This is a genomic window from Henriciella aquimarina, assembly GCF_002088975.1.
Lineage (GTDB): Bacteria > Pseudomonadota > Alphaproteobacteria > Caulobacterales > Hyphomonadaceae > Henriciella > Henriciella aquimarina.
In genome coordinates this window covers 42,835-69,172 of the sequence record NZ_NCST01000085.1, presented here as the reverse complement: position 1 = coordinate 69,172, position 26,338 = coordinate 42,835, and the positions used below count along the sequence as shown (strand labels likewise).

Annotated in this window: 24 protein-coding genes; 14 read left to right on the top strand and 10 right to left on the bottom strand. The window is 65.3% G+C overall.

The features are described 5' to 3' along the window. Positions 1-43 precede the first annotated feature (43 nt). A complete protein-coding gene (locus B8784_RS13915) occupies positions 44-520 on the bottom strand; it encodes a MerR family transcriptional regulator (RefSeq protein WP_084398548.1) in 477 nt (158 codons plus the stop codon). A gap of 235 nt (positions 521-755) precedes the next feature. On the opposite strand from B8784_RS13915, the gene B8784_RS13910 reads away from it, so the two are divergent. Further along, positions 756-4,304, top strand: coding sequence for a peptidoglycan-binding protein (locus B8784_RS13910; protein ID WP_084398547.1), 3,549 nt, complete (start codon positions 756-758; stop codon positions 4,302-4,304). A 3-nt stretch (positions 4,305-4,307) separates the two neighbouring features. Here B8784_RS13910 and B8784_RS13905 read toward each other — a convergent pair whose 3' ends face one another. From B8784_RS13905 to B8784_RS13895, 3 genes are read right to left on the bottom strand one after another with little or no spacing between them, the layout of a single operon-like run. Further along, positions 4,308-5,060, bottom strand: a complete 753-nt coding sequence (locus tag B8784_RS13905) for a hypothetical protein (RefSeq protein WP_084398546.1) — start codon at positions 5,058-5,060, stop codon at positions 4,308-4,310. 48 nt (positions 5,061-5,108) lie between these two features. Continuing rightward, positions 5,109-6,749, bottom strand: a complete 1,641-nt coding sequence (locus B8784_RS13900) for a cisplatin damage response ATP-dependent DNA ligase (protein ID WP_084398545.1) — start codon at positions 6,747-6,749, stop codon at positions 5,109-5,111. Continuing rightward, on the bottom strand, positions 6,749-7,780 hold the full coding sequence (locus B8784_RS13895) for a ligase-associated DNA damage response exonuclease (RefSeq protein WP_084398544.1): 1,032 nt from the start codon (positions 7,778-7,780) through the stop codon (positions 6,749-6,751). Before B8784_RS13895 ends, B8784_RS13900 begins: the two co-directional genes overlap by 1 nt. Before the next feature lie 89 nt (positions 7,781-7,869). Between B8784_RS13895 and B8784_RS13890 the strand changes: the two genes are divergently transcribed. Further along, the gene (locus B8784_RS13890) at positions 7,870-8,940 is read left to right on the top strand and encodes a sugar-transfer associated ATP-grasp domain-containing protein (protein WP_084398543.1); all 1,071 of its coding nucleotides are present in this window, start codon (positions 7,870-7,872) and stop codon (positions 8,938-8,940) included. A 56-nt stretch (positions 8,941-8,996) separates the two neighbouring features. On the opposite strand, the gene B8784_RS13885 is transcribed toward B8784_RS13890, so the two are convergent. After that, complete coding sequence (locus B8784_RS13885) at positions 8,997-9,260, bottom strand: hypothetical protein (RefSeq protein ID WP_143435492.1); 264 nt, start codon at positions 9,258-9,260, stop codon at positions 8,997-8,999. Between the two features lie 193 nt (positions 9,261-9,453). Between B8784_RS13885 and B8784_RS13880 the strand changes: the two genes are divergently transcribed. Then, positions 9,454-10,929: a serine hydrolase domain-containing protein gene (locus B8784_RS13880; RefSeq protein WP_084398611.1), complete on the top strand. Its 1,476-nt coding sequence runs from the start codon at positions 9,454-9,456 to the stop codon at positions 10,927-10,929. Positions 10,930-10,983: 54 nt separating this feature from the next. Next, positions 10,984-13,509 carry a ligase-associated DNA damage response DEXH box helicase gene (locus B8784_RS13875; RefSeq protein WP_084398541.1) on the top strand — a complete coding sequence of 842 codons (2,526 nt, stop codon included), beginning with the start codon at positions 10,984-10,986 and terminating at the stop codon, positions 13,507-13,509. 157 nt (positions 13,510-13,666) lie between these two features. Here the strand turns inward: B8784_RS13875 and B8784_RS13870 are convergent, their stop codons facing one another. Then, a complete protein-coding gene (locus B8784_RS13870; protein ID WP_084398540.1) occupies positions 13,667-15,460 on the bottom strand; it encodes a long-chain-acyl-CoA synthetase in 1,794 nt (597 codons plus the stop codon). A 124-nt stretch (positions 15,461-15,584) separates the two neighbouring features. On the opposite strand from B8784_RS13870, the gene B8784_RS13865 reads away from it, so the two are divergent. The 4 genes from B8784_RS13865 (at position 15,585) to B8784_RS13850 (ending at position 19,659) form a co-directional block, all read left to right on the top strand. After that, positions 15,585-16,466 carry an acyl-CoA thioesterase gene (locus B8784_RS13865; protein ID WP_084398539.1) on the top strand — a complete coding sequence of 294 codons (882 nt, stop codon included), beginning with the start codon at positions 15,585-15,587 and terminating at the stop codon, positions 16,464-16,466. Positions 16,467-16,646: 180 nt separating this feature from the next. Beyond that, on the top strand, positions 16,647-18,527 hold the full coding sequence (locus B8784_RS13860) for an ABC-F family ATP-binding cassette domain-containing protein (RefSeq protein WP_084398538.1): 1,881 nt from the start codon (positions 16,647-16,649) through the stop codon (positions 18,525-18,527). 122 nt (positions 18,528-18,649) lie between these two features. After that, positions 18,650-19,420 (top strand): phosphodiester glycosidase family protein, encoded by a 771-nt coding sequence (locus B8784_RS13855; protein ID WP_233356148.1) that lies wholly within the window; start codon positions 18,650-18,652, stop codon positions 19,418-19,420. After that, positions 19,417-19,659, top strand: a complete 243-nt coding sequence (locus B8784_RS13850; RefSeq protein ID WP_084398536.1) for a DUF2164 domain-containing protein — start codon at positions 19,417-19,419, stop codon at positions 19,657-19,659. Before B8784_RS13855 ends, B8784_RS13850 begins: the two co-directional genes overlap by 4 nt. Positions 19,660-19,678: 19 nt before the next feature. Here B8784_RS13850 and B8784_RS13845 read toward each other — a convergent pair whose 3' ends face one another. Further along, positions 19,679-19,891 (bottom strand): hypothetical protein, encoded by a 213-nt coding sequence (locus B8784_RS13845; RefSeq protein WP_143435490.1) that lies wholly within the window; start codon positions 19,889-19,891, stop codon positions 19,679-19,681. Positions 19,892-20,054: 163 nt separating this feature from the next. Here B8784_RS13845 and B8784_RS13840 point away from each other — a divergent pair, with 163 nt between their 5' ends. Then, on the top strand, positions 20,055-20,399 hold the full coding sequence (locus B8784_RS13840) for an ArsC/Spx/MgsR family protein (RefSeq protein ID WP_084398534.1): 345 nt from the start codon (positions 20,055-20,057) through the stop codon (positions 20,397-20,399). Between the two features lie 21 nt (positions 20,400-20,420). Here B8784_RS13840 and B8784_RS13835 read toward each other — a convergent pair whose 3' ends face one another. After that, positions 20,421-20,813 (bottom strand): MAPEG family protein, encoded by a 393-nt coding sequence (locus B8784_RS13835; protein WP_084398533.1) that lies wholly within the window; start codon positions 20,811-20,813, stop codon positions 20,421-20,423. Positions 20,814-20,986: 173 nt separating this feature from the next. Between B8784_RS13835 and B8784_RS13830 the strand changes: the two genes are divergently transcribed. The 3 genes from B8784_RS13830 (at position 20,987) to B8784_RS13820 (ending at position 22,956) form a co-directional block, all read left to right on the top strand. After that, on the top strand, positions 20,987-21,451 hold the full coding sequence (locus B8784_RS13830) for a hypothetical protein (protein WP_084398532.1): 465 nt from the start codon (positions 20,987-20,989) through the stop codon (positions 21,449-21,451). 115 nt (positions 21,452-21,566) lie between these two features. Beyond that, complete coding sequence (locus B8784_RS13825) at positions 21,567-22,124, top strand: pseudouridine synthase (RefSeq protein ID WP_084398531.1); 558 nt, start codon at positions 21,567-21,569, stop codon at positions 22,122-22,124. Between the two features lie 73 nt (positions 22,125-22,197). Continuing rightward, positions 22,198-22,956 carry a dienelactone hydrolase family protein gene (locus B8784_RS13820; protein ID WP_084398530.1) on the top strand — a complete coding sequence of 253 codons (759 nt, stop codon included), beginning with the start codon at positions 22,198-22,200 and terminating at the stop codon, positions 22,954-22,956. A gap of 12 nt (positions 22,957-22,968) precedes the next feature. Here the strand turns inward: B8784_RS13820 and B8784_RS13815 are convergent, their stop codons facing one another. After that, positions 22,969-23,730, bottom strand: a complete 762-nt coding sequence (locus B8784_RS13815) for an SDR family NAD(P)-dependent oxidoreductase (protein ID WP_084398529.1) — start codon at positions 23,728-23,730, stop codon at positions 22,969-22,971. 116 nt (positions 23,731-23,846) lie between these two features. On the opposite strand from B8784_RS13815, the gene B8784_RS13810 reads away from it, so the two are divergent. Continuing rightward, on the top strand, positions 23,847-24,536 hold the full coding sequence (locus B8784_RS13810) for an aspartate/glutamate racemase family protein (RefSeq protein ID WP_158085687.1): 690 nt from the start codon (positions 23,847-23,849) through the stop codon (positions 24,534-24,536). A gap of 34 nt (positions 24,537-24,570) precedes the next feature. Here B8784_RS13810 and B8784_RS13805 read toward each other — a convergent pair whose 3' ends face one another. Then, on the bottom strand, positions 24,571-25,557 hold the full coding sequence (locus B8784_RS13805; RefSeq protein WP_084398527.1) for an acyl-CoA thioester hydrolase/BAAT C-terminal domain-containing protein: 987 nt from the start codon (positions 25,555-25,557) through the stop codon (positions 24,571-24,573). A 184-nt stretch (positions 25,558-25,741) separates the two neighbouring features. Between B8784_RS13805 and B8784_RS13795 the strand changes: the two genes are divergently transcribed. Further along, positions 25,742-26,257, top strand: coding sequence for a pyridoxamine 5'-phosphate oxidase family protein (locus B8784_RS13795; RefSeq protein WP_084398525.1), 516 nt, complete (start codon positions 25,742-25,744; stop codon positions 26,255-26,257). Positions 26,258-26,338 lie beyond the last annotated feature (81 nt).

Genomic DNA, 26,338 nt, shown 5'->3' with positions numbered 1-26,338 from the left:
GCGAAGCGCCACACTGTCAGCCCTGCAGGCGCAAGGTGCGCTGTTAAGCGTCGTCGAGCTGCTTGCGGGCGACCGCTTCATAGGCAGCCACGTTCTCTGCATGGTCAGAGGAGGGGCCGACCTTGGAGAGGTCTTCTTCCAGCCATGCGATGCCCTTTTTCAGTTCGGTCAGGGCAACTTCGATATCCTCGCGCTGGTTCTCGAACTCTTCCACCTGCTTGCGGAATTTTTCGAGCGCCTTGCGCTTCTGGGCGCGTTCATTGTCGCCCAGGCCGTAAAGGTCGAGGATTTCGCGGATGTCGGCGAGCGGCAGGCCGAGGCGCTTCATGCGGACGATGATCGTCACTCGCGCGCGGTCGCGATGCGAGTAGACGCGGGTCATGCCGTCCCGGGCCGGGTGAAGCATGTCCTTGTCTTCATAAAAGCGGAGGGCGCGCGGCGTGATACCGAATTCGCGGGCGAGTTCCGAGATCGTGTAGGTGCGAGACTCGGCGATGGAAAGGGAAGCTGTATCTGGCATGATTTTGATATTACTCAACCTTACGCGAACGTCAACGTCATCTTTCCCTTTGCGTCAAAGGAAGGCAAAAAAAGCCGGCAGCAAATGGAAGCCTGCCAGAGACTGAAGAATTCCGCGCCCCGTGTTTACCTTTTTAACCGGGCTTTAAGACGAAGCTTACCATTCATGAAAAGATTCAGTGGCGTGGGGCTCGCCATCCCCGGTCGCGGCTGCCGTGAAGTGATGGAGTGCGCGGATGACAAATTACGGTCCATGGAGCGTCAAGGGCATCGACCAGAGAGCCCGTGAAGCTGCGCGCGAAGCCGCCCGTGAGGAAGGCCTCACCATCGGCGAGTATATTAACCGTATGCTGCTGGAAGAAACCCAGGACGAGATGATGGCGGCCCGCGACATGCGCACGCCGCGCTATCCCCGCGCCGTCGAGACAGAGCCGGAGGAACCGCGCCGCGGCGGCCGTGGCAGTTTCGACCAGCTGGTCGCCCGGCTGGAAGCCGTCGAGGCCCGTTCCACCCTGGCGCTGACCGGGATCGACCAGTCCATTGTCGGCCTCGTCGCCCGGCTCAACAAGACCGATGAGAAAACCGATACGGTCGCGCAGGATGTCGACGGGCTGATCGACGATCTCACCAGCACTTATGAGCAGCTGCAGGACAAGGTCCGCGCGCTCGAGGAAGACGAGACCGGCGCGCGCAATCTCGAAACGCTGAAATCGCTCGAACAGGCGCTTGGCCGGCTCTCCTCGCAGATCACCGAGGAAAGCGCCCGCCAGAAGGCGGAGTCCGGCGCGCTGCGCGAGGATGTCCAGGCCCGGCTGGAAGAGACCAATCGCCGTTTCCATGAGCGCATCAAGGATGTCGAGTCGCGCACCGACGAGACCGACCGCCAGATGGCCGAGCGCTTCTCCGGCATCGAGGACACCGTCTCCGCCCGGCTCGGCCGGCTCGACCGCTATAATGAGCGCATCGACGCCGTCGAAGGCGATGTCGCCGGCGCGCTGACCTCCATCGAATCCGTCATGACGCGCATGCAGGAGCGCCTGCAGCGTGCCGAGGCGACGACCAATTCCGCGCTGTCGGGGCTGGAAAAGACCTTCGAGAGCCTCGACAAGCGCATCGACGCGATTGCCGAACAGGCCTCTCCGGAAGCCGCCGCCGAGCTGCGCGAACAGTTCGAGAAACGCTTCGAGGGGCTTGCCTCCGAGCTGCGCGCTTCCATCGAGACCACGCGCGAGGACATGGCCCGCGAGATCGAGCAGGCTGCCACCGGCGGGGCGTCGGATGAAAAGGTCGCGGCCCTGGAATCCTCCATCGAGGGGCTGCAGAAGCGCATGGCGGCCGGCGAGGAACGCTCGTCGCGCGCGCTGGAAAGCATGACCGACCAGGTCGGGCGCATCTCCACCGCCTTCGACAAACGCCTGCGCGACGTCGAGGCCCGCGACCCCGAAGACGCCGTCAGCGCCGTGCGCGAGGACATGACCCGGCTCTCTGGCGAGGTCAGCGACCGGCTCGAACAGTTCAGCGCCCAGAATGACGAGGTGATCGACAAGATCACCGATCAGATGAAATCGCTCGCCGACCAGTTCGACAGCCGTGTCGAGGAAAGCGAACAGCGCAGTGCCGCCGCCATCGAGCAGGTCGGCGAACAGGTCGCCAGCGTCGCCCAGCGCCTGCAGTCGCGTCAGGACAAGGCGTTCAACGAGTTCAAGGACTCCATGGAGGCCTCGCGCAAGCAGCAGGCCGTGAAGCTCTCCGATGCGCTGTCGGGCGTGTCCGACCGGATCGACGAGATGCAGCGCCAGCAGGTCAGCGCCATGTCGCCGGTGCAGAAGGCGATCACCTCGCTCGCCACCCGGCTCGAAGCGCTGGAGGATTTCACCAGCCCGCCGCACGCCGACACCGACCGGGATTTCGAGCAGGACTTTGCGACCCCGGCCTATGACCATTTCGGCGATGCGCTCGAGTCCGAAGCAAGCTCGTCCCAGAGCGACGATGAGCCCGAGGCCGAGGCGGACGCCTTTGCGCAGGAATTCGAGCTCGACATCGAAGAGCCCGAGGACATCGAAACCGCCGAGATCGACGACCCGTTCGAGGAAGACGATTTCGAAGCCGGCCTGCCGGACATTTCCGAACTCGACACCGACACCCCGGAAGAGGCGCCCGAACAGGCCGCCGACACGGCTGATGATGAGTTCGCCCTGATGGACGAGCCGGAGGAGGATCCGCTATCGGAACTCGCCGGCTGGGACGATGGTAGCGACGAAGCCCGCGACAGCGACATCTTCGGCGAGGATGAGGCCGGCGCTTTCACCGCGGCCGACGAGACCGGCCCCGAGGAGGCTGACAGCGAAGCCGACGCCCTGTTCTCCGACGATGAGGAAGAGACCAACGCCGCTGAAGCCAGTGACGAGGCCGAAGACGAGGACACCCTCAAACCCGAGGAAGACGAAGACGCGACCGACTATCTTTCGCGTGCCCGCCAGGCCGCCATGGCCGCGACGTCGGCCCAGAACGGGCGCAGCCTGGGCGGGGCGAACCCGCAGAAGCGCTCGAGCAAGCTGCCGCTGGTTGCCGCGGTCTCCGTCGTCGCGCTCGCCACGGCTGCAGCCGGGACCTATTTCACCCTGCGCGGTCTGCAGGACGATGCCGGCAAGCCTGTCGTCGGCTCATCGGAAACGCCAGCCCGCGCCGAACAGACCAGTGCCGCTGTCGAAGCGCCTGAAGACATGCCGGTCGAGACAGCAGCGGTCGAGACCCCGGAGGCTGAGGCCCCGCTGATCGCGCCGCTGCAGGCCGACGAGCTGGCCGGGATGAGCGACGCCGACGAGGCCGCCATGGAAGCCGACCTCTTCGAAGCGCCGGAAACGACAGAAGCGGCTCCGCCCGCCGCGCCGGAGACCATGGCTGAGGCCGAAGCAGAGGCTGCCCCGGCGCCTGCCGCTACGGATTTCGCCAGCCTGCCGACCGTTCCCGATACGCCGACGCTTGATTCCGCAGCCGCAGACGGCAATCCGGCAGCCCAGTTCCTGTTGGGCGAGCAGCGTCTCGATGCCGGCGATTATACAAGCGGGCCGAGCCTTGTCCGCAAGGCCGCCGAAGCCGGCGAACCGGCCGCGCAATACCGCCTCGCCAAGCTGCACGAAAAGGGCCTTGGCGTGCCGAAGGACCTCAGCATGGCGCGCCAATGGACCGAACGCGCCGCACAGGGCGGCAACGTCAAGGCGATGCACGATCTTGCCGTCTATTATGCCGAGGGCGAAGGCGGCTCGCAGAATTATGCCGCCGCTGTCGACTGGTTCCGCAAGGCCGCCGATTACGGCCTGACCGACAGCCAGTACAATCTCGCCGTGCTCTACCAGCTCGGCCTCGGCATCTCGCCGAGCCAGACCGAAGCGCTCTACTGGTATGAAGTCGCCCATGCACAGGGCGATGACGGCGCGCTCGACAAGGTCGAGGAGCTGCGCGAAAGCCTGTCGCTGGAAGAGGCCCAGCAGGCCCAGCGCCGCGCCGCCGCCTGGACGGAGGCCGCCGCCGACCCGCGCGCCAATGGCGATTTCGACGACGCGTCCTGGCAGCGCAATCCGCAGGCGCAGGTCTCCGCCATTCAGACGGTTCTCGGTGCGCTCGGCTATGAGCCGGGTCCGGCCGACGGCGTCATGGGCAATGGCACACAGGAAGCGATCCGCGCCTATCAGGCCAAGACGGGCCTTGAACCGACCGGGGCGATCAGCCCGGCGCTGGTGCGCAGCCTGAACGAGACCGTCGAGGCCCGCACCCGGACCGGCTAAGGCTTATTCGAAGGCTGGCCGCGCTCCATAGCGCAGCCGCCGCCAGATCACGTAAAGCCCGAACACGACCGTCATGATGGCGAGCCCGTGCGTCTCCGTGCGCAGCCAGTTGTTCAGCGCCACGCCTGTGAGGCCCCAGCCCAGCGCCACGAAAAACCAGAGACTGCGGCTGATCCGGCTGGCAAAGGCCCAGGCGAGCAGCCCCGCCGGGATGAGCGCGCACCACAACGAGAGCCAGACCTGATCCGTCGGCGCGAGGCCAAAGAGCGTTCGCACGACCTCGGGGACCGAGACCGAGAACGCCGCCGTCAGCCAGCCGGAGAGCAGCCCCGTCAGCGTCACGGCGACCAGCCGCCGGCCTGTACCGTCCCAGCCGCCCATGCGGTGCAGGCGCCGGGCGGCCTGCCATGAAAAGACGAGGATGGGGATCAGCAGGAGAAAGTTCAGCCAGTCATTGGCGAGGAATTGCGCGCTCAGCATCCAGACCACATTGCCGGCGCCCGCCGCCAGCAGCGGCGCGCCGAGATGCGCTTCCAGATAGCTGGGCTTCAGGAGGGCAAACAGGGCGAAGGTGAAATAGAGCGCGAAGATCACACTCCAGATCGAGAAGAAGGGCCCAAGCGGCAGCTCCGGCGGAATATCGCCTCGCGTAAACTGCGTGCCGACAAAGTTTCCGATCCCCATGACCGGCAGCAGCGGCACCAGCACCTGCAGGAGCGCGACCAGGAGAAGCGGGAGAGCGGTGGGGGCTTTCATCGGAGTCCTCTCTGCCAAGGCGATCGCTGGTTTACCAGAGACATACGCTCAAGGGTTGGCGATCGGATCAGGCGGCAGCAGTGTCTGCAGCGTCTCGATGCGGTCGGCCTCGGCGGCGGGCTTGTCCCAGCGGATGCGGTTGATGCGCGGAAAGCGCATGGCGAGGCCCGACTTGTGGCGCGGGCTGCGGTTGAGGCCCTCGAAGGCGACCTCCAGCACAAGGCCGTGATCCTCGGTCGCGGTCACTGCGCGCACCGGGCCGAAGCGGTCGATCGTGTTTTCGCGCACGAACTTGTCGAGCAGTTTCAGCTCCTCATCGGTAAAGCCGAAATAGGCCTTGCCGACAGGCGTCAGCTCGAGGCCCTCCTCGCCGTCGCGCCAGACGCCGAAGGTGAAGTCGGAATAGAAGCTCGAGCGGCGGCCATGCCCGCGCTGGGCATAGAGCAGGACGGCATCGACCAGGAATGGGTCGCGCTTCCATTTCCACCACGGTCCCGTCGGGCGCCCGGCCTCGTACACGCTGTCCCAGCGCTTCAGCATCAGCCCCTCAATCTCCGGCGCGGGCGGGGCGTTGCGGTGGTCCTCCAGCGCCTCCAGCGTCGTCACCGGCACAAGCGGGGAAAGGTCGACCCGGTCGCTGCCAACCCGGTCAACAAAGGCTTCCAGCCGCTGGCGCCGCTCTCGGAAGGGCAGGGGGCGCAGGTCTTCCTCGCCCTCGACCAGGATGTCATAGGCGCGGATGAAGGCGGGCCGGGTTTCCATCTGCTTCTTCGTCACCGTCTTGCGGTTCAGGCGCTGCTGCAGCTCGTTGAAGGGCGCGACCTCGCCATTCGGCGCGCCGATCAGCAGCTCGCCGTCAATCGCGGCCTCGAAATCCATGCCGGCCAGCACATCGGGAAAGGTGTGGGAGATGTCGTCGCCGGTGCGCGTATAGATCCGCCGCGTTCCGTTTTCACTGACCGCCTGCACGCGGATGCCGTCATACTTCCATTCCGCGGCGAACACGTCGGGATCGATCATGGCCGGGTCGATGGCGTCCGGTGTGTCGCGCTTGTCCTTGGTCACAAGCGGATGCGCCAGCATGACCGGCCGGAAGGGCGCGGCAATGTCGGGCGCGGGCTTGTCGGCGGTGCCGTCGAGCCAGTCGAACAGGCTTTCATAGGGAGGCTCCAGGCCATGCCAGATCTCCTCGATCTCGCCGGGCTCCACCCCGCCCATTTCCGCCAGTGCCAGCTTGGTCAGCCGTGCCGACACCCCGATGCGCAGCCCGCCGGTCACCATCTTGATCAGCGCCCAGCGGCCTTTCGGCTCCAGCATGTCGAGCCAGCCGGCGACCAGCCGCTCGCCTTGCGCCCGCGTCGCGCCGAGCAGCGTCTCGACGACATCCTCGATCGGCGGCACACGATTGGCGCCGCGCTGGCCGGGCCAGATCAGGCTGACGGTTTCTGCCAGGTCGCCGACATAGTCATAGGACAGGCGAAACAGTTCCGGGTCGACCCGGTCCTCGGCGAGCTTGCGGATCGTGCCGGCCTTCACGCCGGGAATGTCGAGCTCGCCGGTCAGCACCGCCAGGCCCCAGCCGCGTGCGGGGCTCGGCTGGCTGCGGAAATAGCCGGCCAGAAGCGCAATCTTGCCATTGCGCGACGGGGTCAGGATCAGCCGTTCGAGGAGGTCGGAAAAGGCCTGCATTATTCGAAATTGTCTTCCTCATAGCCGACCAGTCTGAGCGGGCGCGCCTTGCGGCCTTCCAGCTCTGCCCAGCGCACCAGCGCATCCTCGCGGCCATGCGTGATCCATAGCTCTTCCGGGTCGACCTCGCGCACGGTGTCTGTCAGTTCGTCCCAGTCGGCATGGTCGGAGATGATCAACGGCAGCTCGACGCCCGACTGTTTCGCCCGCTGGCGCACGCCCATCCAGCCGCTGGCAAAGCAGGGCAGCGGGTCGGGGAAGCGCCGGCCCCATTTGTCGTGAAAGGCCGAGGGCGGGCCGAGAATGATCTTGCCGCGAAACCGCTCCTGCGCGCCGCGTTCGCTCGTCTCCAGCGTGGCCGATTCCAGCGGGCCGAGCGCGACGCCATGGTCCTCGTAAAGCTGGCAAAGCTTTTCCAGCGCGCCATGGATGTAGAGCGTCTCATGATAGCCCGCCTCGCGTAAGAGTTTGATGACGCGCTGCGCCTTGCCGAGCGCATAGACGCCGACAAGGTGGGTGCGCTCGGGGAACATGCGCACACTATCCAGCAGCTTGGCGATCTCGCCATCGGTGTCCGGATGCTTGAAGACAGGAAGCCCGAACGTCGCCTCCGAGATGAAGACATGCGTGTCGGCGACCGGCTCGAAGGCGCGGCAGGTCGGGTCGCGGCGGCGCTTGTAATCGCCGGTACACACCATGCGCAGCCCCTTCCACTCGACCACTGCCTGGGCCGAGCCCAGCACATGGCCGGCCGGGGAAAACCAGACCGTGACCCCGTTTATCTCGACCGCCTCGCCATATTCCAGCGCCTGCGTCGACCCGGCAAAGCCTTCGCCATAGCGCGCGGCCATGATGGCGAGCGTTTCCGGTGTGGCGAGGACGTGTTCGTGGCCGGCGCGGGCATGGTCGGCATGGCCGTGGGTGACGACAGCGCGGTCGACGGCCCCGCGCACCGGATCGATATAGAAGTCGCCGGGCGGGCAGTAGAGGCCCTTGGGGGTGGGTTTGAGAAGCAGGTCCGGTCGGATCATGGGGTTTCATATAGGGCGCGCGGGCCGCTCTGCCGCCCCTCTCACTGGCAAGGATCTTGCGAGATCCCGCGCGCTATCAGGAGACGCGCATGGCGGGACAGATCAGACAGCTACTCGACGGGTCCATCCGCTCGCTGCAAGAGCGCCGCCGGCGGCTCGGCCACCGCAACCAGGCGAATGGCATTCTCGCCGCGCTGGCGCAGGCCGGCCACGGGCTCGACAGCGCGACGGCCCGCCAGTGCCGCGACTATGCGCGCGACGTGCTGGGCCATGAGCGCTATGCGTCCTGGCTGATGGCCTATTCGGCGGCGAATGGCGGTTTCCGCGAAGGCTGGATGCCGGATGATTATTATTTCGACTGGGTGATCCCGCGCCTGAACGGGGCGAATGGCAAGATCTCGGAGCTGAAATCAGCCTCGTGTGCGTCGCTGCAGACCGACCTCCTGCCGGATATCCTGACCCATGTGAACGGCCTCTTTTTCGACCGGAGCGGGGCTTATGTCCCGCCTGAAAGCGCCATGGACACCGCCTTCGCGCAGGCCGACCGCATCGTCTTCAAGGCCGACAGCTCCATCCAGGGCCGCGATGTGATGATGCTTGACCGCGACGGGTTCCGGCAGGCGCTCGCCGCCGGCTTCCCCAATGGCGTGGTCCAGGCCTTCATCGAACAGCATGCGGAGCTGGAAGTCCTGACCCCGAACAGCGTGGCGACCCTGCGGCTGACCACCGTCAAGCAGGATGATGGCGCGGTCTCGCTTCGCGGCGCCACGCTCCGGCTTGGGCGCGCGGCGGAAGACCATGTGCAGTCGGCCACCCACATTCTCGTCCCGCTGGACATCGCCACCGGCGCCTTCGGCGAGACGGGCTATTCAAGCGGCTTCTTGCCGATGACGGCGCACCCCGATTATGACTTTGCCTTTGCCGGGCACACCTATCCCGGCTTCGCGGACGCCTGCGATGCGGTGCGCACCCTGCACGCCCGCATCAACAATGCCCGCTGCATCGGCTGGGATGTCAGCGTGGACCGCGAGGCGCGCGTGCGCCTGATCGAGTGGAACGGCTTCTATAACGGGCTCAGAATGCACGAAGTCTCCCAGGGGCCCTGTTTCGCCGGGCTCGGCTGGGAAGACTACTGGCGTGAGGCTCTGACAGCCGCCTGACCGGCCTGCCTGCAAGACGCCCGTGCTTTCGGACCTGACGTCGCCTTGGCTTCAGCTCAGGCGAGTTTGCTGCACATAACCGGAAGATCCATGATCAGGCACCGGTACAGGGACGCGTCCTTTTTCAAGTAGAGAAAATTTTCCTCCACTTCGACCAGGTCGTAACCCTCCTCAAGAAGGCTTTTCAGGCTTTGACCATCAGATGCGGACTCCTCTTCCGCGCCGGGGGCCGGTTCGGTCTCGGGGGGCTGAGGGGCGGCCGCGCCCGCGCCACAGAAAAACAGGACAGACATCACGGCTGATCCAACAAGACGTCTCATTCGGCGATCCTTTCCACCTCTGGTTTTGGAAAGGAGTACACTGATTGTATTTCGGTGTCACGGCCCAAGTCCGGGGGCGCGCAAGACAGGTCCTGGCCCTGTAGGACAAACTGCCATGTTTCTGCCTTTTCCGCATGTGACATAGTCTCGCCACACTCAGATTACGTCCTCGATATGAATGGAGCCTCACATCATGCGACGCCTTTTGCTTTCCGCCCTTGCCACTGTCCTTCTCGCCCCTGCCGCGGCCTCAGCCCAGGAGGGCGGCGACACCGAAATCATGCAGAAGGCGCTGGCGGCCGGCTACAAGGCGCTCTTCACCTGCTCGGGCACCTATACGGCCAACAAGTCGCTCAACGAGATCGAGTTCAACGAGCTGGACGGCATCTATACCGACTATCGCGAGCCGATGCGCTATACCTCCGAGCCGAGCATCAATGACCGCAACCGCACCGTCGCGGTGCGCTATGAGCGCGGTGAGCCGCCCCGGATTGCGGCCTGGCGCGAGGGCTTCGGTTGCTCGCTCCTGCCGATCGGCGCCGAGCCGGGCGCGGCCGACTGGCTGCCGCGCTTCGGCGGGACCTTCCCCAAACAGACCAGCGACGTCTCCACTGCCCTCGGTTCGGATGTGAAGCTGATCGATGCCCAGCCCTATACGATGCGCCTGCAGACGCCGGTCAGCTATGCCTTTGACGGCAGCACCTATGGCAATGGCACGCGCACCAGCGCGGTGGTCATCCTGCGCGACGGCCAGCTGGTCGCCGAACGCTATGCCCGTGGCCTCGATGCGACGACGCCGCAGCGGACCTGGTCGGTCGCGAAATCGCTCACCGCGACGATCATCGGCGCGGCGCTTGAACAGGGCATGATGGATCTCGACTATCCCGCCCTCGTCGAGAACTGGACCGCCGGCGGCGATCCGCGCCGCGAGATCACGCTGCGCAACGCGCTGCAAATGGCGAGCGGGCTCGATTCCGGCGTCACCGGCAGCCGTACCGACCGGACCTATTTCGGCGGCGCGCGCGTCACCGACACCGCCATCGTCAATCCGCTGGAAGTCAGCCCCGGCGAGCGCTTCAAATATGCCAATTACGACACGCTGGCGGCGATGCGCGGCCTGCGCGAGACCATGGATGACGACCAGCGCTTCTGGCGCTTCCCGTATGAGAGCCTGCTGCACAAGATCGGCGCGCTCAACACCACGCTGGAAACCGACTGGGGCGGCGACTTCATCTCCTCAAGCCAGGTCTGGATGACGGCGCGCGACATGGCCCGCCTCGGCCAGCTCTATGTCCAGAACGGCTATTGGGCCGGTGAGCGCATCCTGCCACAGGGCTGGGTCGATTTCGTCTCCACGCCCGGCCCGGCCCAGCCGGACCGCAGCGATCCGGGTTCGTTCGGCTATGGCGCCTCCTTCTGGTTGCTCGACCGCTTTCAGGGCATCCCGTCGGACACGTTTGCCGGCATCGGCAATCGCGGCCAGTACATGGTGATCATCCCGTCGATGAAGCTGGTCATCGTGCGCCGCGGCTATGACCTGGCCGAGGGCGAGCGTTTCGATATCGTGTCCTTCACGCGCGATGTGCTGGCCGCCGTCGCCCAGGGCGATTCCGACCGCCTGGAAGCGCAGATGCGCGCCTCCGAGGCCGAAGCGGAATATAACGACTAGGCCTGCTGAAAAGCCCATCGAAGGCGAGGCGTATTCGCGCTATGTTCTTGGGCCATGCCGGATGCGCCTCACCCCAGCCTGCTGTCGCAGCGCTTTGCCGACTGGTTCGCCGGACGCGGCTGGACGCCGCGCGCCCACCAGCTGGCGCTCACCGAAACCGCGCTTGCCGGCGACAGCGCGCTGCTCATCGCGCCCACTGGCGGCGGCAAGACACTGGCCGGCTTTCTCGCCAGCCTGATCGAGCTTGAGCAGAAGCCGAAATCCAATTCCGGGCGACCGGCGCTTCACACCCTCTACATCTCGCCGCTGAAGGCGCTGGCGACCGATGTGGAGCGCAATCTCAACACGCCGGTCGCTGAGATGGGGCTCGACATCCGCATCGAGACGCGTACCGGCGACACGCCCGCCTCGAAACGCCAGCGCCAGCGCGCCAATCCGCCGGACATATTGCTGACGACGCCGGAGCAGCTCGCCCTTTTCATTGCCTCGCAGCATGCCGCCGATTTCTTCTCCGACCTGAAATGCGTCATCATCGACGAGATCCACGCCATCGCCGCCTCCAAGCGCGGGGACCTCTTGTCACTTGGCCTGGCGACGCTTGCCGAATGGGCGCCGGCCTGCCGCTTCATCGGCCTGTCGGCCACCGTGCGCGACCCGGCCCAGCTCGCCGACTGGCTGCCGAAGCGGGCGGGCCGTGAGACGAAGCTCATCCGCGCAGAGGGGGGCATCAGTGCCGACATCGGCATCATGGTCTCGCGCGAACGCATCCCCTGGTCGGGCCATTCCGGGCGCTTTGCCGTGCCGGAGGTCTATGAGGCGATCAAGGCAGCCGAGATGGCGCTGGTCTTCGTCAATACGCGCAGCCAGGCGGAAATGCTGTTCCAGGAGCTGTGGCGGGTGAACGAAGACGCCCTGCCGATTGCACTGCACCACGGCTCGCTCGCGCGCGAACAGCGCCGCAAGGTCGAGGCGGCCATGGCGAAGGGCGTGCTGAAAGGCGTGGTCTGCACCTCCACGCTCGACCTTGGCATCGACTGGGGCGGGGTCGACCTCGTCATCCAGATGGGCGCGCCGAAGGGGGCTGCGCGTCTTATCCAGCGCATCGGCCGGGCCAATCACCGCATGGACGAGGCGAGCCGCGCGCTGCTCGTGCCGACCAACCGCTTCGAGGTGCTGGAGTGCCGCGCCGCCGAGGCCGCCGTCGAGGCCGGCGAGATCGACGGCGAACCAATGCGGGAGGGCGCGCTCGACGTGCTCGCCCAGCACATCATGGGCCGGGCCTGCGGCGAGGGCTTCGAGCTTGAGCCGCTCTTCAACGAGATCCGCCGCGCCGCGCCCTATGAGGCGCTCGACTGGGAAACCTATGAGCGCGTCGTCGACCTTGTGGCGACGGGCGGTTATGCGCTGAAGACCTATGACCGCTTCAAACGCATCGTACGGGGCCGGGACGGTGTCTGGCACGTGCGCACCGCCCGCGACGCCCAGCAGCACCGCATGAATGTCGGCGCCATCGTCGAGGCGCAGCTGATGAATGTCCGGCTGGCGAGTTTTGTTGGCAAGACGGGCGAGCCGACCGGCGGGCAGGCGGTCTCCAAGGTTCGCGGCGAGCAGCGCACCATGCGCGCGGGCCGCAAGCTCGGCGAGATCGAGGAATACTTCATCTCGACGCTCACGCCCGGCGACACATTTCTCTTTGCGGGCGAAATTCTTCGCTTTCTGGGTGTGTCCGAACTCGACGTCCTCGTGACCCGCGCGAAAGCCGACAAGCCGGCTATCCCGTCATACAATGGTGGTAAGTTCCCGCTGACCACCTTCCTCGCCGACCGGGTGCGCCACATGATCCACGATCCGGACCAGTGGAGCGGGCTGCCCGATCAGGTGCGCGAATGGTTCGAGATCCAGCGCGAGAAGTCAGAGATCCCGCCGCCGGACCATCTGCTGGTCGAGACCTTCCCGCGCGCCAACCGGCATTATCTCGTCACCTATCCCTTCGAGGGGCGGCTCGCCCACCAGACGCTCGGCATGCTGCTGACCCGGCGGCTGGAACGCGTTGGCGCCAAGCCGCTCGGCTTCGTCGCCTCGGAATATGCCATGGCGGTCTGGGCGATGGATGACATGTCCGGCATCGACATGGACGCGCTTTTCCACCCGGACATGCTGGGCGACGACCTCGAAGCCTGGCTCGACGAGAGCCCGCTGATGAAGCGCACCTTTGCCCAGTGCGCGCAGATTTCCGGCATGATTGCCCGGCGCCTGCCCGGCAAGGAGAAGACGGGCCGGCAGGTCACGTTTTCAACGGATCTCATCTATGACGTGCTGCGCTCCCACGAGCCGGACCATATCCTGCTGCAGGCCGCCCGTCAGGACGCGGCCACCGGCCTGCTCGACATTCGCCGTCTATCCGACATGCTGGTGCGCATCCGTGGCAAGATCGACCATCGCGCGCTGGCGAAGATCAGCCCGTTCGCCGTGCCGGTCATGCTGGAAGTCGGCCGCGAGCCGGTCAATTCCGAAAGCGCGGAAGAGGCGATCATCCGCGAAGCGGAATCCGACATCGTCCGGGAGGCGATGGGGCGTTAGGCAGGCCCCCTCCGCCTGCCGGCACCTCCCCCGTGAACGGGGGAGGAAAGCTTGTGGCCTGGCGTTTTCTTCCCCCGCCTGCGGGGGAAGTGGCCGCGAAGCGGTCGAAGGGGGCAAAAGCTTTATCCTTCGACAGGAGGCGCAAAGACTGGCCTGCCTAGAAGCGGAAGCCGCCGTTTCCGATCTTCTTCAGCGTCTCTTCCGTCAGCAGCTTGTACTCGCCGGTCTCCGGATCGGCATACCAGACGCGGTCCTCGGCGGATTTCGGCGTGAAGCCTTCCTTGGCGAGGTCGGTCTTGCGGTATTTGAAGGTGCCGGTCGTGGCGGCTTCCTGCTGTTCGCGGATGAAGACCGGGATGGCGTGTTTCGGCAGATGCGCGGCCAGCCGGTCCAGCATGTCCTTGTAGTCGAGATAGCCATTGACGGTGACCGAGGCCATGCCGGCCTTTCCGTCGGCGCCGGGCACGGCCACACCATAGACGTTTGCGGTCTCCACGCCGGGCACTTTCGACAGGGCCTCTGCGACCTCGCTGGTCGAGACATTCTCGCCCTTCCAGCGGAAGGTGTCGCCGATGCGGTCGACGAAATAGACATAGCCATGCTTGTCCATGCGCATCAGGTCGCCGGTGCGGTACCAGGCATCGCCCGGTTCGAACACGTCGCGCAGGATCTTCTGTTCGGAGGCGGCCGGGTCCTGATAGCCTTCAAACCGGCTCATCTCGTCATCGCCGAGCCGGCCGATCGCCTCGCCTACTTCATTCGTGGCGACGCGGATGCAGTGGCCCTTGTCGTCGCGCACCGGCATCTGCGTGTCGACATCGTATCTGACGAAAGCGACATGGCGGTAATGCTTGCGGGCGACCGGCGGCACCCGTCCGCAGGCGCCGGGCGTGCCGTCATAATTCATGAATTTCACATTGCCTTCGGTCGAGCCGTAAAACTCAACGATGTGGCGGATGCCGAAGCGGGTCTTGAAGCCCTTCCAGATATCCTGGCCGAGCCCGTTGCCGAGGGCGACACGCACGCTGTGCTGGCGGTCGGCGGCCTGTTCGGGCTGGTTCATCAGATAGCGGCAGAGTTCGCCGACATAGGCGATGATGGTGGCCTGATGCTCGATGCAGTCCTGCCAGAAGGCCGAGGCGGAAAAGCGCCGCCGCAGGATGATCTCGCCGCCCGTCATCAGGGCGACGCCCGCAGCGCAAAGCCCGCCGGTCGTGTGATAGAGCGGCAGGGTGATATAGGTGCGGTCCTTCGCGCTCGCCTTGCAGGGGGCGATGAAGGTGCGAAGCATGGTGCGCACCTTGGCGTGCGACATGCGCGCGGCCTTGGGCAGGCCGGTCGTGCCGGAGGTGTAGATGTAGAGACAGGTCGCCTGCGCGCTCATCCGCGAGCGGCAGGAGGGCGCCGGCCGTGTGTCGGAATGCGAGGCGAGCGTGTGGGAGAAATCGCGGCCCCGCTTGCCCCCGAAGCTCCACACCGGCAGTGCCTTGCGCAGCCTGGGCGGCAGCGAGGCGACGGCGCCGTCATGCTCCTTGCCGGTGATGATCATGCGGGCGTTCACTATCTCGACACTGTGGGCGAGGCTCTTGCCGGTCAGGCTGGTATTCACCAGCGCCGTGATGACGCCGACCTTGGAGAGGCCGTACCAGACGGCGATATATTCCGGGCGGTTTTCCATCAGCAGCGCGACCGTGTCGCCGCGGTGCAGGCCCTTCATTAGCGCCCAGTAGGCGATCCGGTTGGCCAGCTTGTCGATGTCGCCATAGGTCCAGCTGCGGCCCTCGAACCGGATGGCGGTGCGCTCGCCATACTGGTCGATACAGGTCTCCAGATCGTCCGGCAGCAGCACATCCGGCTCCTCTGAAACCGGGTCCACCCAGCGCTTGACCCGCGACAGCGTCTTCACGGCTGTCCATTCCCGCTTCACAGCATCGATCAATTCCATCACCATCGCCTTTTGACGGCGGCAGACGGGCGGGCCTCTTGAACAGCCCTGTCACCGCATGCCGGTTTCCACTTGCAGACCATGATGCTAAGCGCGCGTGGTTAAGATCCGATGGGAAAGCAAAGCCAATATGACCGACGCTGTTAGTGAACTGTTAAACCTCCTGGAGCTTGAGCGACTCGAGGTGGACCTGTTCCGGGGCTTTACCCCCGAGCATGAAGTCGGGCGCCCGCGCGTCTTCGGGGGCCAGGTCATCGCTCAGGCGCTGGCAGCTGCCTACCGCACCGTCGAGGAGGGCCGGCTCTGCCATTCCCTGCATGCCTATTTCATCCGTCCGGGTGACCCCAAGATTCCGATCGTCTTCGAGGTCGACCGCTCGCGCGATGGTGGCAGCTTCACCACCCGCCGGGTCGTCGCCATCCAGCACGGCCAGCAGATCCTCAACATGTCGGCCTCCTTCCATATTCATGAGGAAAGCTGGGATCACCAGCACGACATGCCGGAGGTGAAGCAGCCGGAAGAATTGAAGTCGCGCGCCGAACTGATCGAGGCCTTCAAGGACAAGCTGCCGGAAGAACAGCGCGAGCAGTGGACCCGCCCGCAGCCCTTCATCCTCAAGGAAATCAGCGGGATGAACCCGTTCGACCCGAAGCCGAAATCGGACGTGAACCAGGTCTGGTTCAAGACGACGCGCGAGGTGGATGTGCCGCCGGCGATGCATCACTGCCTGATCGCCTATGTCAGCGACATGAACCTGCTCGGCTCCAGCCTGCGCCCGCACGGGCTCCACTGGACCAATCCGGAGCTGATGACGGCGAGCCTCGACCATGCGATCTGGTTCCATGAGCCGATCCATGCCGACGAATGGCTGCTCTATTCCATGGACAGTCCGAAGGCCGGCAGCGGGCGCAGCTTCAATCGCGGCGCGATCTTCACCCGTGAAGGCAAGCTGGTCGCCTCCGTCGCCCAGGAAGGCCTGATGCGGAAGATGCGGCCGCGCAAGAAAGACTGACCGGTTGCGATGCTCTCCCACGGCTTGTCCGTGGGATCCATCCCCCCGACAGGGGCGCGTGGCGAAGTGTTGGGAGGTGGGTCCCACGGATGACCCGTGGGGAGGCCTCTCCTTTTCCCGTCTCCGCGCCATGACGGCTGGACTTGAAGTCGCCCCCTTCACCCCTTAGCAGGCCTCATCATGCTCACGATCGACAATCTCACCTACCGGATTCAGGGCCGGCTGCTGCTCGACGGCGCCTCGGCGACGCTGGCGGCTGGCTGGAAGGTGGGCCTGATCGGGCGCAACGGCACCGGCAAGTCGACGCTGCTGCGCCTCATCCGCGAGGCCGAGGAAGATGCAGACGGCGCCATCCGCATCGGCAAGGCCGCGAAGATGGGCTGGGTCGCCCAGGAGGTCGAGGCGAGCGACCGCACCCTGCTGGACGAGACGCTGAGCGCCGACACCGAGCGCGCGGCCCTGATGCAGGCGGCCGAGACCGAAACCGATCCGATGAAGCTTGCCGATGTGCATGAACGCCTGACGGCGACCGATGCCTGGTCGGGCGAGGCGCGCGCGGCTTCCATCCTGACGGGGCTCGGCTTTTCGCAGGCCGATCTCGGGCGGGCCTGCAAGGAATTTTCCGGCGGCTGGCGGATGCGCGCCGCGCTCGCCGGTGTGCTGTTTGCCGAGCCGGACCTGCTCCTGCTGGACGAGCCGACCAATTATCTCGACCTCGAAGGCGCCGCCTGGCTGGAAAGCTATCTCCGGCGCTATCCGAACACGGTGCTGCTCGTCAGCCACGACCGGGAACTGCTCAACAATGCGGTGACGCACATCCTCGCACTGGAGCATCAGAAGCTGAGCGTGAATCCGGGCGATTATGACACCTGGCAGAAGAAACGCGCCGAACAGCTGGCGCTCGCCCAGGCGCAGAAGACCAAGCAGGACAAGCAGCGCGCCCACCTGCAGAGCTTCGTCGACCGCTTCCGCGCCAAGGCCACCAAGGCCCGCCAGGCCCAGTCGCGCATCAAGATGATCGAGAAGATGGGCGAGATTGTCATTCCGCTGGAAGAGCGCACCCATCCCTTCGACTTCCCGGACCCGGAGGAGCTTGCCTCGCCGCTCTTCGTGCTGGACGGCGCCGATCTCGGTTATGAGCCGGGCCATCCCGTGTTGCGCGATGTCAATCTGCGCGTCGACAATGATGACCGCATCGCCATTGTCGGCGCGAACGGGCAGGGCAAGTCGACCCTGGTGAAGGCCATTGCCGGGCGGCTGAAACTGCTCGAAGGCAACCGTGTCGCCGCGCCCAAGGTCGAGATCGGCTATTTCAGCCAGGACCAGCTCGACGAGCTGTCGGCCGGCCAGAACGCCATCGACCATGTCCGCAAGATGCGCCCCAATTCCAATGAAGGCCAGCTGCGCTCCATCGTCGCCAATATCGGCTTCAACCGCGACAAGGCGGAAACGAATGTCGAGAAGCTGTCGGGCGGGGAAAAAGTGCGCCTGCTGCTCGGCCTGATGGCGCTGCGCGAGCCCCATGTCCTGATCCTCGACGAACCGACGAGCCACCTCGACATCGACTCGCGCGAGGCGCTGATCCATGCGCTGAACGCCTATCAGGGCGCGGTGCTGCTGATTACCCACGATGTCTATCTCGCCGAAGCGACCGCCGAACGTCTCTGGCTGGTGAATGAAGGCCGCGCGGCGCCTTATGACGGCGACCTGTCGGACTATCGCGCGCTGGTGCTGGCGGCCGACAAGTCCCGCGAGGGGGGCGGTGCGCCCATAGCGTCCCCGCCGCCTCCGGCCCAGCCGAAGCGCTCCGACACCGAGATCCGCCGCGCCACCGCCGATATCCGCAAGCGCATTTCAGCCGCCGAACGCGAGATGGCAAAGATCGAGACCGACCTTGCCACGCTCGACGAGAAGCTCGCCGACCCGACGCTCTATGAGCGCGATCCCGGCGAGGCCCAGTCGCTCGGCGCGCGCCGCGACACGCTGAAAGGCGCGCTCGAGGCCGCCGAACAGGCCTGGCTCGAGGCGACGGAGGCCTATGAAGCCGAGGCGTCCGCCTAACCGCCGGGAACGCGACAGTTTTTCGCGCAGTTGATTGGCAGTGCAAACCCTTCCATCCATTCTGGCAGGGGCTTAGATTAACCAATCGGACGGGCCTGATGCCCCGTCGAAAGGCGGCAGATTTGCGGTACGGACAAAAGCGGGGACTGGCAGGGGTCGTGGCCGGTCTGGCAGCAAGCCTGCTGGGCGCCTGCAATGTGGCCGGCGGCCCGACGGCCGGCGACCATTGCCGCCCGGTGACCCACAAATCCAATCCGTACACGGTGTGCACGTTCAATGCCGCGCGCGACGATATCCGGCTTTTCTACACGGCCGAGGATGGCGAGCCCTACCTGCAGTTCGATACGCTGGCCGAAGCCATGGCCGATGAGGGCAAGACGCTCGTCTTCGCCATGAATGGCGGGATGTATCACGACGATCGCCGGCCGGTCGGCTATCTACGTCACGAGACGGGCGAGCAGGCCAGCGTCAACACGAATGAGGGGCCCGGCAATTTCCATATGAAGCCGAACGGCGTCTTCTGGCTGGACGAAGACCATGCCGGGGTGACCGAGTCGCAGGCCTATCTCGATGAGGGGCTGGACCCTGCCTTTGCGACCCAGTCAGGCCCGATGCTGGTCATCGATGGCGAGATCCATCCCGCCATCAATCCGTCGGGCACCTCGCGCAAGCGCCGCAATGGCGTCGGCGTGTCGCGCAATGGCGAGACGGTGGCGTTCGCGATTTCCGATGTGCCGGTGACGTTCCACGATTTTGCGAGCCTCTACCGCGACAAGCTCAACATGCCGAACGCGCTCTTCCTCGACGGTCAGGTCTCGCGGCTCTATGCTCCGGCCATGGGCCGGGATGAGCCCGGCCTCGACATGGGGCCGATCGTCGGCGTGGTGGAATGACATCAATCGAGCTCAGCGATGAGCGCCGCGACGCGCTGATCGCCTATCTGCAGCAGCTTTTCTCGAACGAATTCGACGAGCATCTGAGCGACTTCCGCGCGGGCGAGGTGCTGGACCTGATGCTGAAAACGCTCGGGCCCACCGTCTACAACCAGGCGGTCGAGGACGTGCGGGCCCATTTGCAGGCAAAGCTCGATGATCTGGGCGGCGAGGTCTATGTCGATCCGGACCGGACCTGATGCCCCGCTGGGCTAAAGCCTAGTCGCCATCATTGAGGTCGCGGATCGCTTCGTCGGTTTCGCGCGCCATCTCATTGGCGGCTTCGCCGGTCTCTTCGGCAGCCACGCCCATCAGACGGTCCATGCGCGCACCGGCTTCGGCAAACGAGCCTTCGGTGATGCGGAAGAAGAGAAGCAGGATCAGGAAAACGGCCGCGAACAGGACCACCAGCCCTTGTATGAATCTGCCCATGAGGTTCATCCCCTTTGATTGCCAGCCAGCCGGGTTCGGCCGGACACAGTGTCTTGGTTAACCCCCGACTTTATGCGGGGTTCCGAAATGGCGTCTTGGCGGGGCGGGCGAATGGCCCAATATCGGCGGGCGAAACCCTGGATATCAAAGCGGAGACGAGGCCATGGCGACCCTGACCCTTTACGGGCTGAAGAATTGCGACACCTGCAAGAAGGCGATGAATGCGCTCGACAAGGATGGCCATTGCGTCACCCTGGTCGACATCCGCGCCGAGGCCGACCTGGAGACGAAAGTTCCGATGTGGCTGAAGGCGCTTGGCCCCGACACGCTGGTCAACAAGCGCTCGACCACCTGGCGCAACCTCACGACGCATGAGAAGTCGCAGGTCGAGCAGGGCGAGGCCGAAGCGCTGCTGATCGCCAATCCGACGCTGATCAAGCGCCCGGTGATCGAGACCGGCGCCGACGTTTATGCCGGCTGGACGAAGGATGTGCAGGCGGTTTTCTGAAGCGTCTGACGCCGTCGCGGCCTAGAAGATCACGAACCAGAGGCAGGCGAGCGGCGTCACCAGCATGACGAGCAGGCTCAGCACTGTGCCCCACATCCGTCCGAAGCTGCCGCCGCTCGAGCCGCTGAGCCCGATGGCGTGCAGCACCCGGCCCAGGAAGAATGCCGCCCCCAGCGCGTGAACCAGCCAGACCGGTGCGCCGAGCAGGGCGAGCCCGATCAGGCCGAGCAGCGTGATCGGAATGTCTTCGGCGGCATTGCCCTGGACGCGCTGGGCGCGCTGCAGCGGCTCCTTGCTGCCATCGCCGAACATCACGCCTTCGGCCTGGCGCACGCGCCCGACATTCACCTTCAGCACCAGCATCAGGATCAGGCAGAGCGCGGTGTAGAGGATGGCGGCTTCAAGGGCGGTCATGTCAGGCTCCTGCTTGGTCTCGGGCAGACAGTGTTACAGTTTCCGCGCGATGGCAATCGCCTCTCGGGCGCCGCTCTGCGCAGGCTTCCGCGCCGGGGCCTGAGCACGACTTTGGAACATGGCGGCGCGGCTTTCCGTTGGTTGGTCAATAGCTGACAAATGGAGGAAATCCCATGAAACGCATGATGACTGCCCTTGCCGCAACGGCTGCTTTTTCCGTGAGCCCGGCGCTTGCCGACCATCACATGGAAAAGTCCGGCGACGGCGAAAAGGACATGAAGTCCGCTGAGAAGGAAATGATGTCCGGCGACAAGGACATGATGTCTGCCGACAAGGAGATGAAGGCCGATCACAAGGACATGATGGCCGACAAGAAGCACATGATGTCCGGAGACAAGGACATGATGGACAAGAAGGACTGGACCAAGGCCGAAATGGACTCCGAAGTTTCGGCACTGAAGGCCAGCCAGGTCTTCCTCGCCATGGACGAGGAAAATGACGGCCTGATCACCAAGTCCGAATGGGCCAACTGGCAGAACCGGTCAGGCAACACCACCAAGCAGTTTTCGGACTATGACATGGACTCCGATGGCGACATCGAGCTCAGTGAATATCTGAAGAATTTCGATATCTCATAAGCATCGGACCTGTCCGAAGCATAGAGGAAGCCCGCCATTCCGGCGGGTTTCTTTTTGTCCGGCAACGCGGCTCGCGGCTCTTGCTCTCCGGGCCTCGCCATGCCTGAAAGGGCCCATGCTCATCGCGTTCAACAAGCCCTTTGGCGTCCTCTCGCAATTTACCGACAAGGGCACGGCCGGCTCGAAACGCCCGACCCTGTCGGACTATATCGACGTGCCCGGCGTCTATCCGGCCGGGCGCCTCGACAAGGATAGCGAAGGGCTCCTGCTGCTGACCGATGACGGCCGGCTGCAGGCGCGCATCGCCGACCCGAAGCACAGGCTGGAAAAGACCTATTGGGCACAGGTCGAAGGCGAACCGGATGAGGCCGCGCTGGAGGCTTTCCGCACCGGGCTCACGCTCAAGGACGGGCCCACGCGCCCGGCCCGGATCGCGCGCATGGAGGCCCCGCCCGGCCTCTGGGAGCGCGACCCGCCGATCCGCTACCGCAAGTCGGTGCCCGATTGCTGGCTCGAGATCGGGCTTCGCGAAGGCAAGAACCGCCAGGTCCGGCGCATGACGGCGGCCATCGGCCATCCGACGCTCCGGCTGATCCGGGCTGCCATCGGCGACTGGACGCTCACCGGCCTGGCCCCGGGGGAATGGCGCGAGGTCCCGGTTTCGGGATCGTGATTTGGAACGCAGGCCCCACGCGCTAGGTTAACCTTTTGAAAGCCTGTTCCCACAGCACCAAAGGAGTTTTCCCATGCGCCTGCCCCTCATCACCTCGCTCACCGCAGCGGCCGCCCTGACGCTTTCGGCCCAGGCCGGCGAGGCCGTCACCTATGACGTCGATGGCAAGACCTATGAAGGCTATCTCGCCGAAGCGACGCGCGACTCCAAGGGCCTCGTCATCCTCATCCATGACTGGGACGGCCTCGACAGCTATGAGACGACGCGCGCCGAAATGCTCGCCGATGAGGGCTATGACACCTTCGCCGTCGACCTCTATGGCAAGGACAACCGCCCGGACACGACCGAAGCGAAGAAGGCCGAGGTCGGCAAGCTCTACAATGACCGCGAGGCGATGCGTGCGCGCATCCTGGGCGGGATCGCCAAGGCGCGCGAGGTTTCCGGCGAGACCGAGGCGGTGGTGATGGGCTATTGCTTCGGCGGCGGCGCGACACTTGAGCTTGCCCGCTCCGGCGAAGGTGAGGACATTGCCGGCTATGCGACTTTCCATGGCAGCCTCGATACGCCCGAGGGCCAGACCTATGAGGCCGCCGGTGCGCCCTTCCTGATCATGCATGGCGGCGCCGATAGCGGCATCCCGATGTCGGTCGCCTCAGACCTCGTCACCCGGCTGGAAGATGTCGGCGCAACCTATGAACTGCAGGTCTATTCCGGCGCCCCCCACGCCTGGACGGTGTTCGGCTCGGAGCGCTATCAGGCGCTTGCCGACGAGAAGTCCTGGGACGCCTTTCTCGGCTTCCTCGACCGGTATCTCGATAGCGAGGCGTCCTGATCCGGCAGACGCCTAGCCGTCGAAATTGGGCTGGCCGTTGGATGCGGTCAGCCCGCCATCGACCGGCAGGATCACACCATTGACGAAACCGGCATCCGGCCCGGCCAGGAAGGCGATGACATTCGCGACTTCTTCCGGTTCGGCCGGGCGTTTCATCGGGATGCGGTTCTTCACCATGGCGAGCTTCTCCGGATCGGAGTGGATGCCTTCGGCCATGCCGGTCAGCGTCACGCTCGGCGCGACCGCATTCACGCGCACCCCGTCGGCCCCGAGGTCGAGCGCCATGGCCCGCGTCATGTTGGAGACCGCGCCCTTGGCGGTATTGTAGCCGAACATCTTCCAATCGCCGCCGAGGCCGGACACCGAGGACGTGTTCACGATCGAGCCCTTCGAGGCCCTGAGGTGTGGCAGGGCTTCGGTGGTGGTGTTGTAGATGCCGGTGACATTGACCGCCATCAGCGTCTCCCAATTCGTGCGCGACAGCTCGCCCGGCCGGCCGACCTGCGCGACGCCGGCATTGTTGACCAAGCAGTCGAGCGCGCCGAACCGGTCCACGGTCTTGTCGACAAGCTGGGCGACATCGCCGGGCTCGGAAACGTCGCCATCGACCACCAGCGTGCGCTCACCGGGCAGTTCGGCGGCGACCTTCTCCAGCTTGTCGCGCGTGCGCCCGTTCAGGACGACATTCCAGCCATCGGCGGAAAAGCGCTTCGCCGTTGCCGCGCCGATGCCGGAGCCGGCGCCAGTGATGATGACGGTTTTGGGGTTTGCCATGAGGGTGTCCTTCCCGGTCGCCTGAAGCTTGTGTGCTGCATGGCAAATGGGTGGACGGCCCCGGTGTTCCCGCGAATCGCTTCCCATCCATGCCGTCAGCCGCTAAAGCGCGAGGCATGTCTCTTGTCGGTCTCATAGGCGGGGTGAGCCCCGAAGCCACGAAAATCTATTACGAGCTGCTGAACGGCCATGCCCGTGCCCGTCAGGGCGGTCAGCATTCCGTCCGCGCGCTTTTCTTCATGCTCGATTATGGCGTGATGATCGGTCACTACCATGACGAGGCCTGGGACGCCTTCAAGGCCGAAGTCGTCAAAGGGGCCGAAGCGCTGAAAGCCGGCGGAGCCGAGGCCATCGCCATCACCTCCGGCACCACCCATGTCGCGGCAGACGCCGTCGCAGAAGCGACCGGCCTGCCGGTGATCCACATGCTCGCCAGCCTCAGCGCCGCGCTGCGGGCCAAGGGCGTCACGCGCCCGCTGCTGCTCGGGACGCCCTGGGTGATGAGCGGGGACTTTTTCCGCCCGGCCCTGCTGAAGCGCTATGATGGCGACCCCATCGTGCCCGGCCAGGCCGACCGCGACACAATCGGGCGCATCATCTTTGATGAGCTCGTCAATGGCGAGGTGAAGGACAGTTCGCGGGAAGAGATGAAGGCGCTCGTCGCGGGCTATGAGGCCGATGGCGTCATCCTCGGCTGCACCGAGCTCTGCATGATCCTCGCCGAGGGCGACTGCGACATCCCCGTCTTCTCGACGACGCATATCCATGCCGCCGCCATCGACGCCTGGATGAACGGCGCGGGCTGATCACGCAAGCCCCGCCAACGCGCCGCCAACGCCCCTAAAGCGTGGTCTTCAGGAAGGCGACCGTCTTTGGCCAGTTGTCCTGCTGGGCCGCCCGGTTTGCCGCGCGTGTGCCGCCCCAGTCCAGCGGGTCCTCGGCGGTTTCCGGGTCCAGCGTCCCTGACGGCACGCCGCCGGCCCCATGCCCGGCCTCCGGATAGGTGAGGACTGTCACCTCCGGCCCGCCTTCAGCCTCGGCGCGCGCCTCAATCGCATCGGCCATCGGACAGCTCGGCCACAGGCCATCGGCGCCGCCGCAGATCAGCAGGACCGGCGCATCCGTCTTCTCGATCGCAATCACGGCCGCTTCATGGTCGCCGACAGCCTCCAGCCCATTGGCATAGAGCGAATAGAGCCCGGTCCTGGGGGCGAAGGCCCCATAGGGCAGGGCCGGATAGGGCTTCCCCCGCAGGGACCAGGAGGCTTCCGGCACGCGCCCGTCAAAGTCCCAGTTGATCCCCGTCCACGACACGCTGGACGGCACAATCGCCACCACGGCGTCGATTTCGGGGCGACGGGTCGCGGTGATGAGGGCGGCTTCTGCGCCTTTCGAGGTGCCGAAAATGCCGACCCGGTCTGCATCGACCTCACCGCGGGCCAGCAGCCAGTCCAGCGCCCGGTCGAACCGTTCCAGCGGCACCATTTCGAGGTTCTGCTCCTGTCCCTCGAACCGGTAGAACGAGATCTGCAGCACGCTGAAGCCCTCTTGGCGCAGGGCCTCGGCGTCGCGGGCCACGCCGTCGCTCAGCCCGCCTTCGGAACCGCCAACCATCAGGATGGCCGGGCCGGGCGCGGCCGCTGTCGCCGCCGGATAATAATCCGCGATCAGGTCCGGCTCCCGCAGCTCGATGATCTCATCCGGTGTCGCGGCGATGGCGCTCTGGCTCTCGCCCGCCAGTGTCCCGGGTGTGGACTGGCAGGCTGGCAGGATCACCAGGGCAGACAGGCAGGCCATAATGGCGGCAGACCGGGAAAACGGGTTCATGGGCAACTCCACAGCAAACAGGACCAGCGCCCCAGACCCGCCTTGCACAGCTCCGCACCGGCGTCCACTTGCAACCGGAGCCGCTTGTGGATAGCCGCCGCCAGGATTTTGATAGCGATCAAGGCGGGCAGGCCGGCCCGGTCCAGACTCCCCGTCATCTCAGGATCGTGCCGGGAGCCCGCCAATGAAAGACGTTCTTGAAACCAAGGCCGTGGAGATCATGACCGCCTGCAAGGACATGGCCATCGCCACACTGCGCGAGGATGGCTTTCCGCAGGCGACGACCGTCTCCTTCGTTCATGACGGGCTCGAAATCTTCTTCGGCGTCGGGGCGACCAGCCAGAAAGCCCGCAATATGCGGCGCGACAATCGTGTCTCCATCACGATGACGCCGCCTTATGAGGATTGGTCCGGCATTCGCGGCCTGTCGCTCGCCGGCCATGCCGCCGAGATGACGGCGCCGGGAGAGATCAGCGAGATCGCCCGTCTGATGATCCAGCGCTTCCCGCAGGTTTCCGGCATGGAGCTGGCCGAACGTGGCGAGGCGGTGTTTTTCCGCGTTATCCCGACCGTCATGTCCGTGCTCGATTACAGCAAGGGCTTCGGCCATACCGACATGGTCAGGCTCGACGACAGCGACATCGCCGAAAATCTCGAAAGCATGCAGCACAAATGGCTCATCCCCACGGGCGGCGGCTGAGACGGCCGGTTATGCGCCGCTTTTGCCCTCGAAACGGGATCGCGCGGCCAATAGCCCTATGCAGCGCCTATTGGATTCGTT